We start from the raw sequence: 14,443 nt of genomic DNA on the forward strand, positions 1-14,443 counted from the left end.
GCAAAATTTGATCAAAATGGCAAAACAAGAAGCGCAACAAGCCATCAGGCGGGCAGGCTGGCCTGTCTGACCACTCCAGCAGACCTGAGGAGGTACCATGAAGGTTACGGGGATGACGATTGCGGCGGCCGTTCTGGCCGCTGGCATCGCGGGGGCCGAAGAGGTCCATGTCTACAACTGGTCGGACTATATCGACGAGGAACTGCTCACCAAGTTCGAGTCCGAGACCGGCATCAAGCTGATCTACGACGTCTTCGATTCGAACGAGATTCTCGAGACCAAGCTCCTGGCCGGGTCGTCGGGCTATGACGTGGTGGTTCCGACCGGCCGCTTCCTGCAACGGCAGATTCAGGCCGGTGCGTTCCAGAAGCTCGACAAGTCGAAGCTGCCGAACCTGGTCAACGTGTGGGATGTGATCGCGGAGCGGACCTCGCGGTTCGACCCGGGCAACGAATACTCGGTCAACTACATGTGGGGAACGACCGGGATCGGCGTGAACATCAACAAGGTCAAGGAAGTGCTTGGCGAGGACGCGCCCGTCACCTCGCTTGCGCTGATCTTCGATCCGGCGAACATGGAAAAGCTCAGCGCCTGTGGCGTGCACATGCTCGACGCGCCGGATGAAGTCGTCGCCGCCGCGCTGCGCTATCTTGGCGAGGATCCGGATGCGCAGGACTTCGAGACGATCTCGAAGACCGAACCGCTCCTGACCGCGGTGGCGCCCTATGTGCAGAAGTTCCATTCGTCCGAATACATCAACGCGCTCGCCAACGGCGACATCTGCGTCGCCTTCGGCTGGTCGGGGGACGTCCTGCAGGCGCGCGACCGTGCTGCCGAAGCCGACAACGGGGTGGAGATCGAGTACCACATCCCGAAGGAAGGCGCGCTGATGTGGTTTGACCAGCTGGCGGTCCCCGTCGATGCGCCGAATGCGGACGCGGCGCACAAGTTCATCAATTTCATCCTGGATGCGCACAACGCGGCCGCGGCGTCGAACTACGTCTACTATGCCAATGGCAACAAGGCGTCGCAGGAATTCCTGAACGAGGACGTGATCGGTGATACCGCGATCTATCCGGACGCGGAAACGACGGCGAACCTCTACACGAACTCGCCCTGGGATCCGCAGGTCAACCGTCAGGTGACGCGGATGTGGACCAAGGTCAAGTCGGGCACCTAATCCGACAGGCCGATACCCGCCCCGCGCCCCACCGGCGCGGGGCGTTTCAACTGTGAGGGATAGCATGGCCCAGCCCGCCAACCGCCCGGTTTTCGAGCCTTGGAACGATCCGGCCGAAAAACCGCTGATCCGGTTCCAGAACGTGACGAAGAAATTCGGCGAGTTCGTCGCGATCGACGACCTGACGCTCGACATCTTCCGTCGCGAGTTCTTCGCGCTGCTCGGGCCTTCGGGCTGCGGCAAGACCACGCTGATGCGGATGCTCGCGGGGTTCGAGACGCCGACCTCCGGGACGATCCTGCTCGACGGGGTCGATATCGCTCCGATCCCGCCGAACAAGCGGGCGACGAACATGATGTTCCAGTCCTACGCGCTTTTTCCGCACCTGACCGTCTGGGACAACATCGCCTTCGGGCTGAAGCGGTCCGACATGCCGAAGGACAAGATCCCGGCGCGGGTCGAGGAGATGCTGCGGCTGACGCGGCTTGAGAAGTTCGCCAAGCGCAAGCCGCACCAGATTTCCGGCGGCCAGCGCCAGCGCGTGGCGCTTGCCCGTTCGCTCGCCAAGGCGCCGAAACTGCTCTTGCTGGACGAGCCCCTGGGCGCGCTCGACAAGAAGCTGAGGCAGGACACCCAGTTCGAACTGATGGACATCCAGGAGAAGACCGGCACCACCTTCGTGATCGTGACCCACGACCAGGAGGAGGCGATGACGGTCGCGAGCCGCGTCGCGGTGATGGATCACGGGCGCATGATCCAGGTCGACACGCCGGACCGGATTTATGAAACGCCGAACTCGGTTTACGTGGCGGACTTCATCGGCGACGTGAACATCGTCGAGGGCACGGCGCGGCCGAACGGCGACAAGTATTCCATCGCCTGGGCCGAGGGCCAGCCCGAGATCGCCGCGACCTCGGCCGAGGCGATCGCCCCGGGAACAACCGTCCATTTCGCGATCCGGCCCGAGAAGGTCGCCATCGCCACCGAGCGCCCCGAAGGCCGCGCCAATGTGATCGAGGGCAAGGTCAGCGACATCGCCTATCTCGGCAACATCTCCACCTACAAGGTCGAGGTGGCCGGCGGCCGGATGATCAAGGCGCAGGTCGCCAACGAGCGCCGGCTGGCGCGCCGCGACATCACCTGGGACGACAATGTCTTCCTGTCCTTCACGGACACGGCGGGCGTCGTTCTCCGGACATAGGGGGCGCGCGATGAACCTGCGGCGCTTCTTCCTGATCGCCACGCCGTATCTGTGGCTGCTGGTCTTCTTCCTCATCCCCTTCGTCATCGTCCTGAAGATCGCGCTGTCGGACTACGCGATCTCGATCCCGCCCTATACGCCGACGCTCGACCTGTCGGCGGGCTGGGAGGGCATCACGCGTTTCTTCAGCGAACTCGATTTCGAGAACTTCACCTTCCTCGCCTCCGATGCCCTTTACTGGAAGGCCTACCTGTCGAGCCTGAAGATCGCCGCGATCTCGACCTTCATCACGCTTCTCGTGGGCTATCCCATCGCCTACGGCATGGCGCAGGCCTCGGACGAGTGGCGGCCGACGCTGATGATGCTCGTCATCCTGCCGTTCTGGACCTCGTTCCTGATCCGCATCTATTCCTGGATCGGAATCCTGTCGGGCGAGGGGTTCCTCAACCAGGTCCTCATGTGGACCGGGATCATCGACGCGCCGCTGACGATCCTCAACACCAACGTCGCGGTCTATATCGGCATCGTCTACGCCTATCTCCCGTTCATGATCCTGCCGATCTACGCGTCGCTCGAAAAGCTCGACGGATCGCTGATCGAGGCGGCGGAAGATCTTGGCTGCTCCAAGGCCTCGGCCTTCTGGCTCGTCACCTTCCCCCTGTCACGGCCCGGCGTGATCGCGGGCTGCTTCCTCGTCTTCATCCCCGCGCTCGGCGAATTCGTCATTCCGTCGATCCTCGGCGGGAACGAGACGCTGATGATCGGCAAGACGCTTTACGACGAGTTCTTCGCCAACCGGGACTGGCCGGTGGCCTCGGCGGTGGCGGTCGTTCTGCTCCTGATCCTGATCGTCCCGATCATCCTCTTCCAGCGGAACGAACAGAAGCAGAGGGAGGCGAACTGATGAACCGCCGGTTTTCCTGGTTCAACGCGACCTCGCTGACGCTCGGCTTCGCGTTCCTCTACCTGCCGATGGTCATCCTGATCATCTTCTCGTTCAACGCCTCGAAGCTGGTGACGGTCTGGGCCGGGTTCTCGACGAAGTGGTATGGCGAGCTTCTGGGCAACCAGGCGTTCCTCGATGCCGCCTGGGTGACGCTGAAGGTGGCGGTGCTGTCCTCGACGCTCGCCACCGTCCTCGGGACGATGGCGGCCTATGTTCTGGTCAGGGCGGGGCGCTTCATGGGGCGCACGCTTTTCTCCGGCATGATCTACGCGCCCCTCGTCATGCCCGAGGTGATTACCGGCCTCGCGATGCTGCTTCTCTTCATCTCCATCGGCATGGACCGGGGCGTGGGAACCATCGTTCTGGCGCATACGACCTTCACGATGTGCTATGTCTCGGTCGTCGTCTCGTCCCGCCTCGTCACCTTCGACAAGTCGCTGGAGGAGGCGGCGCTGGATCTTGGCTGCACGCCGTTCGACGCCTTCCGCTCGGTTACGCTGCCGATCATCGCGCCGGCGGTGATCTCGGGCTGGCTTCTGGCCTTCACCCTGTCGCTCGACGACCTGGTGATCGCCTCCTTCGCGGCCGGTCCGTCCTCGACGACGCTGCCGATGAAGATCTTCTCGTCGGTGCGGCTGGGCGTCAGCCCCGAGATCAACGCGCTGTCCACGCTCATGATCGGGATCGTGACGGTCGGTGTGATTACCGCCTCGCTGATCTCCAAACAGTCGATCGCGCGGCAACGGGCGGAGGAGCAGGCAGCGGCGCGGACCTGACCTCCGCGCGCGCCCGGACGCACCGATGAAGCGCATATATGAAGATCACGCCTACGGCGACGGGCCGGTGGCCGGGTGCTATTGGGACACCACGGTCACGCGCCCCGCGCGCGGTCCGGCGATTGCCGGCGAGGTTCGGGCCGAGGTGGCGGTGCTCGGCGCGGGCTATACCGGGCTTTCGGCGGCACTGCACCTCGCGCGCGACGCCGGCGCCGACGTCGCCGTGGTCGAGGCCAACGGCATCGGCTGGGGGGCCTCGGGGCGCAATGGCGGCTTCGCGACGATCGGCGGTACCAAGGCCACTGACGCCGCACTTCTGCGCCGCTTCGGGCATGAGGCGATGGCCGAATGGCACCGGACGCAAAAGGCGACCTCGCCCCTCGTGGCCGCGATCATCGAACGCTACGGGATCGAAGCCGACACCCATTCGCACGAGGGCGAAACCGTCCTTGCCCATCGTCCGCGCGATTTCGCGGCCTTGCGCGAAGAGGCGCCGCAGCTTGAACGCGACTACGGCGTGAAGGTCGAGGTGCTCGGCCCTTCGGACCTTGTCGCGGAAGGAATGGCCGGGCCGAACTTCCACGGTGGATTGCGCATGGCGCTCGGCTTCGCGCTCAACCCCTTGAAATATGTCCTCGGACTCGCGGCGGCGGCGAAGGCGGAAGGGGCGCGGATCTACGAGGGCTCGCCCGTCAGTGCGATCACGCGCGAGGACGGGGAGTATGTTCTGCATGCGCCCGCCGGGCGGCTTCGGGCGAAGAAGCTGATCGTGGCGACGAACGGCTATTCGAGCGACGACGTCCCGGACTGGATGCGCGCCCGTTATCTGCCGGCGCAGTCGGCGATCCTGGTGACGCGGGAGCTGACCGATGCGGAGATCGCCGCACAGGGCTGGTCCTCGCACGGGATGGCCTACGACACCCGGAACCTCTTGCACTACTTCCGCCTGATGCCGAACAACCGGATGCTGTTCGGTGTGCGTGGCGGCACCAGCGCCGGGTCGGCGGCGCAGGCGGGCATGAAGGCCCGCGCGCGGTCGGATTTCGAAGCGATGTTCCCGGCGTGGAAACATGTCGAGACGCCGCATTACTGGTCGGGCTTCGTTTGCCTCACGCGCGCCCTCACGCCCTATATCGGGCCGATCGGCGACTGGCAGGATGCCTGGGCGGGCTTCGCCTGGCACGGCAACGGCGTGGCGCTTGGCACATGGTCGGGGCGGATGCTGGCCGAACTGGCGGCGGGAAAGGGCAGGGTGCCCGCGCTGATGGCGGCGGAGCCGAAGCGGTTCCCGTTCGGCGGGCTGCGGCGGCTGGTGCTGCCGGCGGCCTATGCCTGGTACGGAATCAAGGACAGGAGTTGACGATGCAGGATGGCGGTTTCGGGGTTGTGGGTGTCCTGGAGACGGGGCGTCCTCCGGAAGACCTCGCGCCCTCCTTTGGCGACTATCCCGGCATGGTCGGCGAATGGCTCGCCCCCCTCGGGGCGCAGGTCCGGCCCTATGCGGTGCTCGACGGCGAGTTTCCGGACAGCCCGGCGGAATGCGACCTCTGGGTGATCACCGGCTCCCGCTTCGGCGTCTACGAGGGGCATGACTGGATCGCGCCGTTGGAGGAGTTCATCCAGATCTGCCATGACAGCAAGCGGCCGATGGTCGGTATCTGCTTCGGCCACCAGATCATCGCCCAAGCCCTCGGCGGCGTGGTCAGGAAATCGGTGAAGGGCTGGGGCCTCGGCGTCCACGACTACACGCCGGTGAACTGGCCCGCCGCGCTCGGCCGCGCGCCGGAGCGGATTGCCCTCCAGTCCTGGCATCAGGATCAGGTCGAGGATCTGCCGGTCGAGGCCTGGCGCATCGCCACGTCGGAGTTCTGCGAGAATGCCGCGCTCTGGTATCCCGGTTTCGCGCTGACCTTCCAGGGCCATCCGGAATTCCCCGCCGACTATGTCCGCGCCCTGATCGAGTACAGGCGCGGCAAGACGATCTCGGACGAGGTGGCCGAGGAGGGATTGCGCAACCTCGCCCGCGAGGCCAATCCCGAGGTCCTGCCCGACCTGATCGCGGCGGCATTTTTGACCTGATCCGCCCTTGCAGGGACGGCCGAATTGGCCGACGATCTTGCCCGATGCACGCCGGACTCCGGTGCGCCGAATGATGGAAGGAAACCCGACATGCCCGTCAAGAACCGTTTCGCCGAGCTTTTGCCGGAAATCACCGCCTGGCGCCGTGATTTCCATGAGCATCCCGAATTGCAGTTCGACGTGCACCGGACCGCCGGGCGCGTCGCCGATCTCTTGCGCGAGTTCGGCTGCGACGAGGTCGTCGAAGGCATCGGCAAGACCGGGGTCGTCGGCGTAATCAACGGCAAGACCGACGGCAAGGGCCGCGTCATCGGCCTGCGCGCCGACATGGACGCGCTGCCGATCAAGGAGGCGACGGGGCTGCCCTACGCCTCGAAGACCCCCGGCAAGATGCATGCCTGCGGCCATGACGGCCATACCGCGATGCTGCTCGGTGCCGCGAAATACCTCGCCGAGACCCGCAATTTCGACGGCCGCGCCGTGGTGATCTTCCAGCCCGCCGAGGAGGGCGGCGGCGGCGGCCGCGAGATGGTGGCCGACGGCATGATGGAGCGCTTCGGCGTTCAGGAAGTCTACGGCATGCACAACATGCCCGGCATCCCGGTCGGCCAGTTCGCGATCCGCCCGGGCGCGATGATGGCGGCGGCAGACCAGTTCGACATCCTCGTCACCGGCAAGGGCGGCCATGCGGCCAAGCCGCATGACTGCATCGATACGACCGTCGTGTCGGCCCATATCATCCTCGCGCTCCAGACCATCGCGAGCCGGGTCGTCGACCCCTTGAAACAGGTCGTCGTCTCGGTCTGCACGGTCAAGACCGAGAGCGAGGCGCACAATGTCATCTCGCAGACCGTGCTGATGCGGGGCACCGTGCGGACGATGGATCCCAAGGTGCAGGATCTTGTCGAGGCGCGGATCAAGGCCATCGTCGAGGGCACCGCGCTCGCCCACGGGGCCACCGCCGAGGTCAACTACATGCGCGGCTATCCGGTCACGATGAATGCCGAGGAGAACACCCATTACGCCGCCGAGGTGGCTGAGGCGGTCTCGGGCAAGGTCGATACCGATACCGCCCCCCTGATGGGGGCCGAGGACTTCAGTTTCATGCTGAACGAACGCCCCGGCGCCTATATCTTCCTTGGCAATGGCGACACTGCGATGGTCCACCATCCGGCCTACAATTTCGACGACAACGCGATCCCCTTCGGGTCGAGCTGGTATGCCGGCATGGTCGAGACGCGGATGCCGGCGGCCTGATGCCTGGCGGAGACCTGTCCACATTCAACGTCGCCCTGATCGGTGCCGGCGACCTCGGCGCCGCGATGGCGCGCGCGATGATCGAGCGTGGCGGGCTGATGCCGGTTCGGTTGCGCGTGGCGACGACCAGCGGCAAGGCCCCGCGCCTTGCCGGCTGGAAGGGGATCAAGGTCACCACCGATCCGGCCGCCGCCGCAGGTGCCGCGGACATCACGCTTCTCGCCGTTCCGCCGGCGATGGCCGGGGCGCTGTCGCTGAATTCTCCGCGCGGCCCGGTCATCTCCGTCATGGCCGGGGTGACGCTGGAGCGGCTGACGCGGATCGCGGGCCACGACCGGGTCATCCGCGCGATGTCGAGCCCGGCTGCTGCCATGGGGCTTGCCTATTCGCCCTTCGTCGCGGGCCCCGGTGCGACGTGCGATGACCGGGCTCTGTCCCGTGCGCTGCTGTCCGCCTGCGGTCTTTGCGACGAAGTGCGGACGGAGGATCAGATCGACGTCTTCACCGCGATCACGGGGCCGGTCCCCGGCTTCGTCGCGGCCTTCGCGGAAATGATAGCCGATTATGCCGTCGCGCGGGGTGTCGCCCCGAACGTGGCCGACCGCGCGGTCCGGCAGCTCTTTCTTTCCAGCGGAACCCTGCTGGCCCAGGCCGCACCGACGGCGGCGCAGCAGGTTCGGGCGATGATCGATTATGCCGGTACGACCGCTGCCGGGCTTGAGGTGATGCGTGCGTCGGGGATGAAGGACGACCTTGCCCGCGCGCTCGACGCCTCGGTGGCCCGCGCCCGCACCATCGCGGGGTGAGGCGCGGGTGAAGCCGTTCCTCATCCTCCAGCTCCGCCCCGAGACCGAGGCGGCGGACGACGAATTCGCGGCCTTCCTCGCCAAGGGCGGTCTGGCCGAGAGCGACACAACCCGCATCCGGCTCGATTGCGAGGATCTGCCCGAGGGTCTCGCCCTTGCGGACCATTCCGGCGTCATCGTCGGCGGCGGCCCCGGCTGCGTCTCGGACCCGCCGGAGACGAAGGATCCGGCCGAGGCGCGGATCGAGGAGGCGATCCTCGGCCTGATGCCGGAGATCGTCGCGCGCGACGTGCCGTTCCTCGGCTGCTGCTACGGGATCGGAGTTCTCGCCCATTACCTCGGCGCGCCGGTCTCCAAGGCGCGCTGGGGCGAGCCAGTCGGCACGACGCGCTGCGAGGTGACCGAGGCGGGGCGGGACGATCCGCTGCTGGCAGGGCTTTCCGAAGCCTTCGACGCCTTCGTCGGCCACAAGGAGGCGGTGCAGGCTCTGCCGGATGGGGCCGTGCATCTTCTGTCGTCCCGCGCGTGTCCCTACCAGATGATCCGCTTAGGTCGGAACGTCTATGCCACCCAGTTCCATCCCGAGGCCGATGCGGCCGGGTTCGAGACGCGCATTCGCATCTATCGCAACAGGGGCTATTTCCGACCCGAAGCGGCAGATGACCTCATCGCGCTCTGCCGCGCGGCGGATGTCACGGAACCAGAGCGCATCCTCGCGCGGTTCGTGGAGCGGTTCGCCCGCTGAGTCCGGCCCGGATCGGAGTGGTGCACTAATGGGTTGTTCCCGGGGCATCGTCCCGCAGGAGTGTGAGTGTCAGCGGGCAGGGGCGCCCGTCATGGAAACGGTCAAGCACGGCCTGCATAAGCCTGGATGTCCGCTGATCCCCCGCCGCGCGGAAGAGCGTGGCGGATGAGCGCAGTTTCAATGCATCCACCGGTCCGAGAATTGTCTCGGCCGATGCGTTCTCCTGTCCAAGAAGCGCCCCGGCACAAGTGATGAGGCGCGGGCCGAGCACCGGGTCGGCGAGATAGGCGCGCGCCTCGTCGAGATCGGCAATTCCGTAACGGACCGCCGTGGCCGACCGGCCAAGGCCGCGAAGCTGGGGGAAGATGAACCACATCCAGTGGCTTGTCTTGCGTCCCGCCTGCAACTCGCGGAGCGCGGTTTCGTATACTCCCTCCTGCGCGGCGCGAAACCGGGCCAGATCGTCCATCGCACAGTCCCCCCCAGGGATCATGATGCGCTGGCTGGGGCCGGTTTGCCAACCCTGTGCGTCAGGCGGCGACCACGCGCATCGCGCGGGGTGAGACCGCATAGGCTGCGCGGAAGCTCTTGGTGAAGTGCGAGCTCGACTTGTAACCGCAGGCAAGCGCGACCTCGGTGACCGAAAGCTCGGTCTGCGACAGCAGGCGGTGCGCCTTCTCAAGCCGCATCTTCATGTAGAAGTTCATCGGCGTGGTCTTGAGATAGCGCGCGAAGAGGCGTTCCGTCTGGCGCACCGACATCGCGGCGATGTCGGCGATCTCTTGCGCCGTGAGGGGTGTTTCGAGGTTTGCCTCCATGCAGGTCAGCACCTTCACGAGGCGCGGATTGCGCATTCCGTAACGCGACTGGACCGAGACCTTCTGCTGGGATCTGGGGCTACGGACGCCGTTGCAGACGAGCAGATCGGCCACCCGCGCGGCCAGATCCGCCCCATGCGCCTCGGCGATGAGATGCAACATCAGATCGGACGCGACCGCGCCCCCGGCCGCCGTCAGCCGGCGCCCGAGCGCGAAGGCGCCACGGCTGATTTCGACCTCCGGAAAGGCCTCGGCGAAACCCTCGACGAGGTCCCAGTGCACGGCGCATTCCTCGCCGTCGAGCAATCCCGCCCGGGCCAGCGCGTAGACGCCGAGGCAAAGCGCGCCGAGCCGCACGCCGTGCGCCGCCTCGCGGCGGAGGGCGGCGCTCAGCCCCGGTTCGTCACGCCGGGCGGTCGCCGGGCCGCCGACGACGATCAGCGTCTCGCCCCGCGCGAGGGGGGCGAAGCCATCGTCGACGAGTACGGTCAGACCGTGCGAACAACTGACCGGCGCGCCGGACATCGAGACGATGCGCCAGGCATAGGCCGGTCGGCCGAGCGCGGCATTGGCGACGCGCATCGGCTCAAGCGCGGCGGCGAGCGCGAGGTGCGTGAAGCCGTCGAGCAGGAGGAAGGTGAAGCGCTGGGTGTCGCCGGCAGGCTGCGAGGCGGGACGGGCCACCTTGAGCATGGCGCGGATGGGGCTTTGATGGGACATGGCAGCAAAACCTCGTTTTGTTGACCCGCCCGGGAGAGGGCGCTTGTCGCAAACTGACCCAATTCTTGTCGATTTCATTGCCCGGCCGTTGTATCGTTGCGTCATATTGGCGTTACATTCGCGTCACGCCCCAGCCAGGTTGCCATGACCGCCGCGCCGCGCCTTCGCATCGGTATCGTCCCCGCCCGCCGTTTCACGCTCGCGGCGCTGGCGAATTTCGTCGATGTGCTGCGGCTGGCCGCGGATGAGGGCGACCGGTCGCGTCCGATTCTCTGTTCGTGGAAGGTCATCGCCCCGACGCTCGACCCGGTGGAAAGCAGTTGCGGGCTGAGCGTGACGCCCGATGAAAAACTCGGCGACCCGCAGCGCTTCGACTATATCGCCGTCGTTGGCGGGCTGATCAGCGGGACCCAACAACTAGGCCCCGAAGCCATCGGGTTCCTGCGCCGGGCGGCGGCAATGAAGATCCCGCTGGTCGGGCTCTGCACCGGGGCCTTCATCCTTCACCGCGCCGGGCTGATGCAAGGCTACCGTTGCTGCGTCAGCTGGTTTCACCGCGAGGATTTCCTTCAGGAATTCGAGGATCTGATCCCCGTCACCGACCAGATCTTCGTCGTCGACCGCGACCGGCTGACCTCGTCCGGCGGCGCCTCGACCGCGCATCTCGCGGCCTATCTCGTCGACCGACATCTGGGCCGGGCGGCGGCCCGGAAAAGCCTGTCGATCATGATCGTGGACGAAGCGCAGGCCGCCGAACGACCGCAGCCGGGCCTGCCGATCGGGCTGACGGCGCGCGACCCCCTCGTCAAGCGCGCCTTGCTGATCATGCAGCAATATCCCGAAACGCCGCTGTCCATCGCCCGGCTCGCGGCGCAGCTTGGCGTCGGACGGAGAAAGTTAGAACGTCATTTCGCCGATGCGCTCGGCATCACGCCGGCGGAAGCCGGGCGGCGCGTGCGGCTGGAACAGGCGCGCGCGCTTCTGGAGCGGGGCGAGCATTCGATTACCGAGATCGCGGCAGAGACCGGCTTTTGCGACGTCTCGCACCTGATCCGGGTCTTTCGGGAGGTCGAGGGGGTGACGCCGGGCGAATGGGCGCGGCTGCGGTCGGGGTGATCGCCGTTCCGCGCGTCCGGCGTTCGTGGAAACGCTTCGCGTCAGCCGCCCGTATGGCTCATGTGCCGGGTCATCTGGCCGGCGACCTTCTGGCGGGAATAGTCGAAGTCGTGACCCTTCGGCTTGCGGGCAATCGCTGACCGGATCGCGGTTTCCAGAGCCGTGTCCTCGCTCGACGCCCGCAGGGGCGCGCGCAGGTCGGCATTGTCCTCCTGTCCGAGGCACATGAACAGCTCGCCCGTGCAGGTCACCCGCACCCGGTTGCAGCTTTCGCAGAAATTATGGGTGAGGGGCGTGATGAAGCCGACCTTCTGGCCCGTCTCCTCGATCCGCACGTAGCGGGCGGGGCCGCCGGTGCGTTCGGCGAGATCGGTGAGGGTGAAGCGCTCCGCCAGGCGCGCGCGCAGATCCTTCAGCGGCCAGTACTGGTCAAGCCGCATCTCCTCGCCCATCTCGCCCATCGGCATCACCTCGATGAAGGTGAGGTCGTGGCCCTCGCCCGCGCACCAGTCGAGAAGCGGAAAAAGCTCATCCTCGTTGAAGCCTTTCAGGGCCACCGTGTTGATCTTCACCCGAAGCCCCGCCGCCTTCGCCGCCGCAATCCCGTCCATCACCTGGTTGAGCCGTCCCCAGCGGGTGATCGCCTGGAACTTCGCGGCGTCAAGCGTGTCGAGCGAGACGTTGACGCGCCGCACCCCGCAGGCCGCGAGATCGGCGGCGAAGCGGGCGAGCTGCGAGCCGTTGGTGGTCAGCGTCAGTTCCTTCAGCGCCCCGGTGTCCAGATGCCGCGACATCGCCTTGAAGAAGGTCATGATGTCGCGCCGGACGAGGGGTTCGCCTCCGGTGATCCTGAGTTTCTCGACGCCGAGACGGATGAAGGTCGAGCAGAGCCGGTCAAGTTCCTCCAGCGTCAGAAGGTCCTTCTTCGGCAGGAACTGCATGTGTTCGGCCATGCAATAGGTGCAGCGGAAGTCGCAGCGATCCGTCACCGAGACGCGCAGGTAGGAAATCGGACGGGCAAAGGGGTCGATCAGCGGAGTCATGCGCCAAAGGTAGGCCCACGACCCGACCACGGCAAGGGGAAAGCTGGGCGTTGCCCGGACGGGCGGGGCGGATTATCGTCCCGGCCATGCAGGCTCTCTTTCCGCTGATGATCGTCGTCGCGCGCCCCGAAAGGGCCGGAGCATGACGCGTGCGCTCTTGACCGAGGGGCGGTCCTGGGAGGCGCTGCGCGCGGGGTTCCGCTGGCGCATCCCGGCGCGGTTCAACGTGGCCGAGGCCTGCTGCGAGTCTCATGCCCGGGCGGAACCCGGGCGGCTCGCGCTTATCGACATGTCCGGTTCGGGCGAGGTCCGGCGCTGGACCTATGGCGAGCTGAAATCGGCCTCCGACCGTCTGGCCAATGCGTTCCGCGCGCGGGGTCTGCGGCCGGGGGAGACGGTCGCGGTCCTTCTGCCGCAGGGGCCGGCGGTTCTCATCGCGCATTTCGCGGCGATGAAACTCGGCGCGGTGGTGCTGCCACTCTTCACGCTCTTCGGTCCCGATGCGCTGGCGTACCGGCTTTCCGACGCAAAGGCGCGGATCGTCGTGACGGACGGGGAAAGCCTCGAAAAGCTCGACGCGATCCGCGGCGATCTGCCCGACCTCGCCGAGGTCTATTGCATCGACCCGGCCGCCGCGCCGGTCCGCGATCTGTGGGAGGACATCGCGGCCGCGTCGGAGGGGCTGGAACCGGCCGTGACGGCGGCCGACGATCCGGCGGTGCTGATCTACACCTCCGGCACGACCGGGGCGCCAAAGGGCGTCCTTCATGCGCACCGCTTCCTTCTCGGGCATCTGCCGAACGTGGAACTGAGCCAAGGCTTCTTCCCGAAGCCCGGCGCCGTCGGCTGGACTCCGGCGGACTGGGCCTGGATCGGCGGGCTCATGGATATGGCGATGCCGTGTCTCTATTACGGCGTGCCGCTCGTGTCGCGCCGGATGCGGAAATTCGATCCCGACGAGGCGTTCCGGCTGATCCGCGACACCCGCGCGACGAACCTCTTCCTGCCGCCCACCGCGCTGAAGCTCATGCGCGGCGCGGCGGTGCCCGAGGGGCTCGTGCTCCGCGCGGTGTCGTCGGGTGGCGAAAGCCTCGGGGCCGAGATGCTGGACTGGGGGCGAAGCGCGCTCGGCGCGCCGATCAACGAGATCTATGGCCAGACCGAATGCAACCTCGTCGTCTGTTCGGCCGAAGGCCTCTTCCCGACGCGGCCCGGCACGATGGGACGGGCCGTGCCGGGAGCGGAGGTTGCGGTGATCGACGCGGCCGGAATGCCCGTGGCTGCCGGAGAGATCGGCGAGATCGCGGTGAAGCGCGGGCATCCGGTCATGTTCCTGGAATACCTGGGGAAACCGGAGGCGACCGCCGCGAAGTTCGTGGGCGACTGGATGAAGACCGGCGATCTCGGCACGATGGATGGTGGGGGCTATCTGACCTATGTCGCGCGGGACGATGACATCATCTCCTCCGCCGGCTACCGGATCGGCCCGTCGGAGATCGAGAACTGCCTGACCGGGCACCCGGACGTGGTCATGGCGGCCTGCGTGGGCGTACCCGACCCGGTCCGGGGCGAGGTCGTGAAGGCCTTCGTGACCTTGCGCGAGGGGGCCGTGTGGGATGGGCTGGAGGCGGCGCTGATCGAGCGGGTGAAGGCGCGGGTCAGCCCCCACGTCGCGCCGCGTTGGGTGGAGCGGCGCGAGAGCCTGCCGATGACGGCGACCGGCAAGATCCTGCGGCGGGAATTGCGCTGGCGGTGA

14 protein-coding genes are annotated in these 14,443 nt (G+C 66.7%); 11 read left to right on the forward strand and 3 right to left on the reverse strand.

What is annotated here, in order from left to right:
* Positions 1–97 precede the first annotated feature (97 nt).
* The 9 genes from V5734_RS08040 to V5734_RS08080 all read left to right on the forward strand — a co-directional run bounded on the left by V5734_RS08040 (position 98) and on the right by V5734_RS08080 (position 8,990).
* Entirely contained in the window at positions 98–1,180 is a 1,083-nt protein-coding gene (locus V5734_RS08040) for a polyamine ABC transporter substrate-binding protein (RefSeq protein WP_347312985.1), read from the forward strand.
* A 64-nt stretch (positions 1,181–1,244) separates the two neighbouring features.
* Entirely contained in the window at positions 1,245–2,381 is a 1,137-nt protein-coding gene (locus V5734_RS08045) for an ABC transporter ATP-binding protein (protein ID WP_347312986.1), read from the forward strand.
* Positions 2,382–2,397: 16 nt separating this feature from the next.
* A complete protein-coding gene (locus tag V5734_RS08050; RefSeq protein WP_347313594.1) occupies positions 2,398–3,285 on the forward strand; it encodes an ABC transporter permease subunit in 888 nt (295 codons plus the stop codon).
* Positions 3,285–4,103 carry an ABC transporter permease gene (locus V5734_RS08055; protein ID WP_347312987.1) on the forward strand — a complete coding sequence of 273 codons (819 nt, stop codon included), beginning with the start codon at positions 3,285–3,287 and terminating at the stop codon, positions 4,101–4,103. The genes V5734_RS08050 and V5734_RS08055 overlap by 1 nt, the downstream gene beginning before the upstream one ends.
* A gap of 25 nt (positions 4,104–4,128) precedes the next feature.
* Positions 4,129–5,463, forward strand: coding sequence for an NAD(P)/FAD-dependent oxidoreductase (locus tag V5734_RS08060; protein ID WP_347312988.1), 1,335 nt, complete (start codon positions 4,129–4,131; stop codon positions 5,461–5,463).
* A 2-nt stretch (positions 5,464–5,465) separates the two neighbouring features.
* Positions 5,466–6,182: a type 1 glutamine amidotransferase gene (locus V5734_RS08065; RefSeq protein ID WP_347312989.1), complete on the forward strand. Its 717-nt coding sequence runs from the start codon at positions 5,466–5,468 to the stop codon at positions 6,180–6,182.
* Positions 6,183–6,272: 90 nt separating this feature from the next.
* Positions 6,273–7,439, forward strand: a complete 1,167-nt coding sequence (locus V5734_RS08070; protein ID WP_347312990.1) for a M20 aminoacylase family protein — start codon at positions 6,273–6,275, stop codon at positions 7,437–7,439.
* Positions 7,439–8,245, forward strand: a complete 807-nt coding sequence (locus V5734_RS08075; RefSeq protein WP_347312991.1) for a pyrroline-5-carboxylate reductase family protein — start codon at positions 7,439–7,441, stop codon at positions 8,243–8,245. The genes V5734_RS08070 and V5734_RS08075 overlap by 1 nt, the downstream gene beginning before the upstream one ends.
* A 7-nt stretch (positions 8,246–8,252) precedes the next feature.
* A complete protein-coding gene (locus tag V5734_RS08080) occupies positions 8,253–8,990 on the forward strand; it encodes a glutamine amidotransferase (RefSeq protein WP_347312992.1) in 738 nt (245 codons plus the stop codon).
* A 25-nt stretch (positions 8,991–9,015) separates the two neighbouring features.
* Here V5734_RS08080 and V5734_RS08085 read toward each other — a convergent pair whose 3' ends face one another.
* Together V5734_RS08085 and V5734_RS08090 are read right to left on the reverse strand one after the other, a co-directional pair.
* Positions 9,016–9,459 (reverse strand): DUF1810 domain-containing protein, encoded by a 444-nt coding sequence (locus tag V5734_RS08085; protein WP_347312993.1) that lies wholly within the window; start codon positions 9,457–9,459, stop codon positions 9,016–9,018.
* A gap of 61 nt (positions 9,460–9,520) precedes the next feature.
* Positions 9,521–10,528: a GlxA family transcriptional regulator gene (locus V5734_RS08090; protein ID WP_347312994.1), complete on the reverse strand. Its 1,008-nt coding sequence runs from the start codon at positions 10,526–10,528 to the stop codon at positions 9,521–9,523.
* A gap of 144 nt (positions 10,529–10,672) precedes the next feature.
* Here V5734_RS08090 and V5734_RS08095 point away from each other — a divergent pair, with 144 nt between their 5' ends.
* Positions 10,673–11,644 (forward strand): GlxA family transcriptional regulator, encoded by a 972-nt coding sequence (locus V5734_RS08095; protein ID WP_347312995.1) that lies wholly within the window; start codon positions 10,673–10,675, stop codon positions 11,642–11,644.
* A 41-nt stretch (positions 11,645–11,685) separates the two neighbouring features.
* Here the strand turns inward: V5734_RS08095 and moaA are convergent, their stop codons facing one another.
* Positions 11,686–12,687 (reverse strand): GTP 3',8-cyclase MoaA, encoded by a 1,002-nt coding sequence (gene moaA / locus V5734_RS08100; RefSeq protein ID WP_347312996.1) that lies wholly within the window; start codon positions 12,685–12,687, stop codon positions 11,686–11,688.
* 142 nt (positions 12,688–12,829) lie between these two features.
* Between moaA and V5734_RS08105 the strand changes: the two genes are divergently transcribed.
* On the forward strand, positions 12,830–14,443 hold the full coding sequence (locus tag V5734_RS08105; RefSeq protein WP_347312997.1) for an AMP-binding protein: 1,614 nt from the start codon (positions 12,830–12,832) through the stop codon (positions 14,441–14,443).

The organism is Defluviimonas sp. SAOS-178_SWC, from assembly GCF_039830135.1.
Lineage (GTDB): Bacteria > Pseudomonadota > Alphaproteobacteria > Rhodobacterales > Rhodobacteraceae > Albidovulum.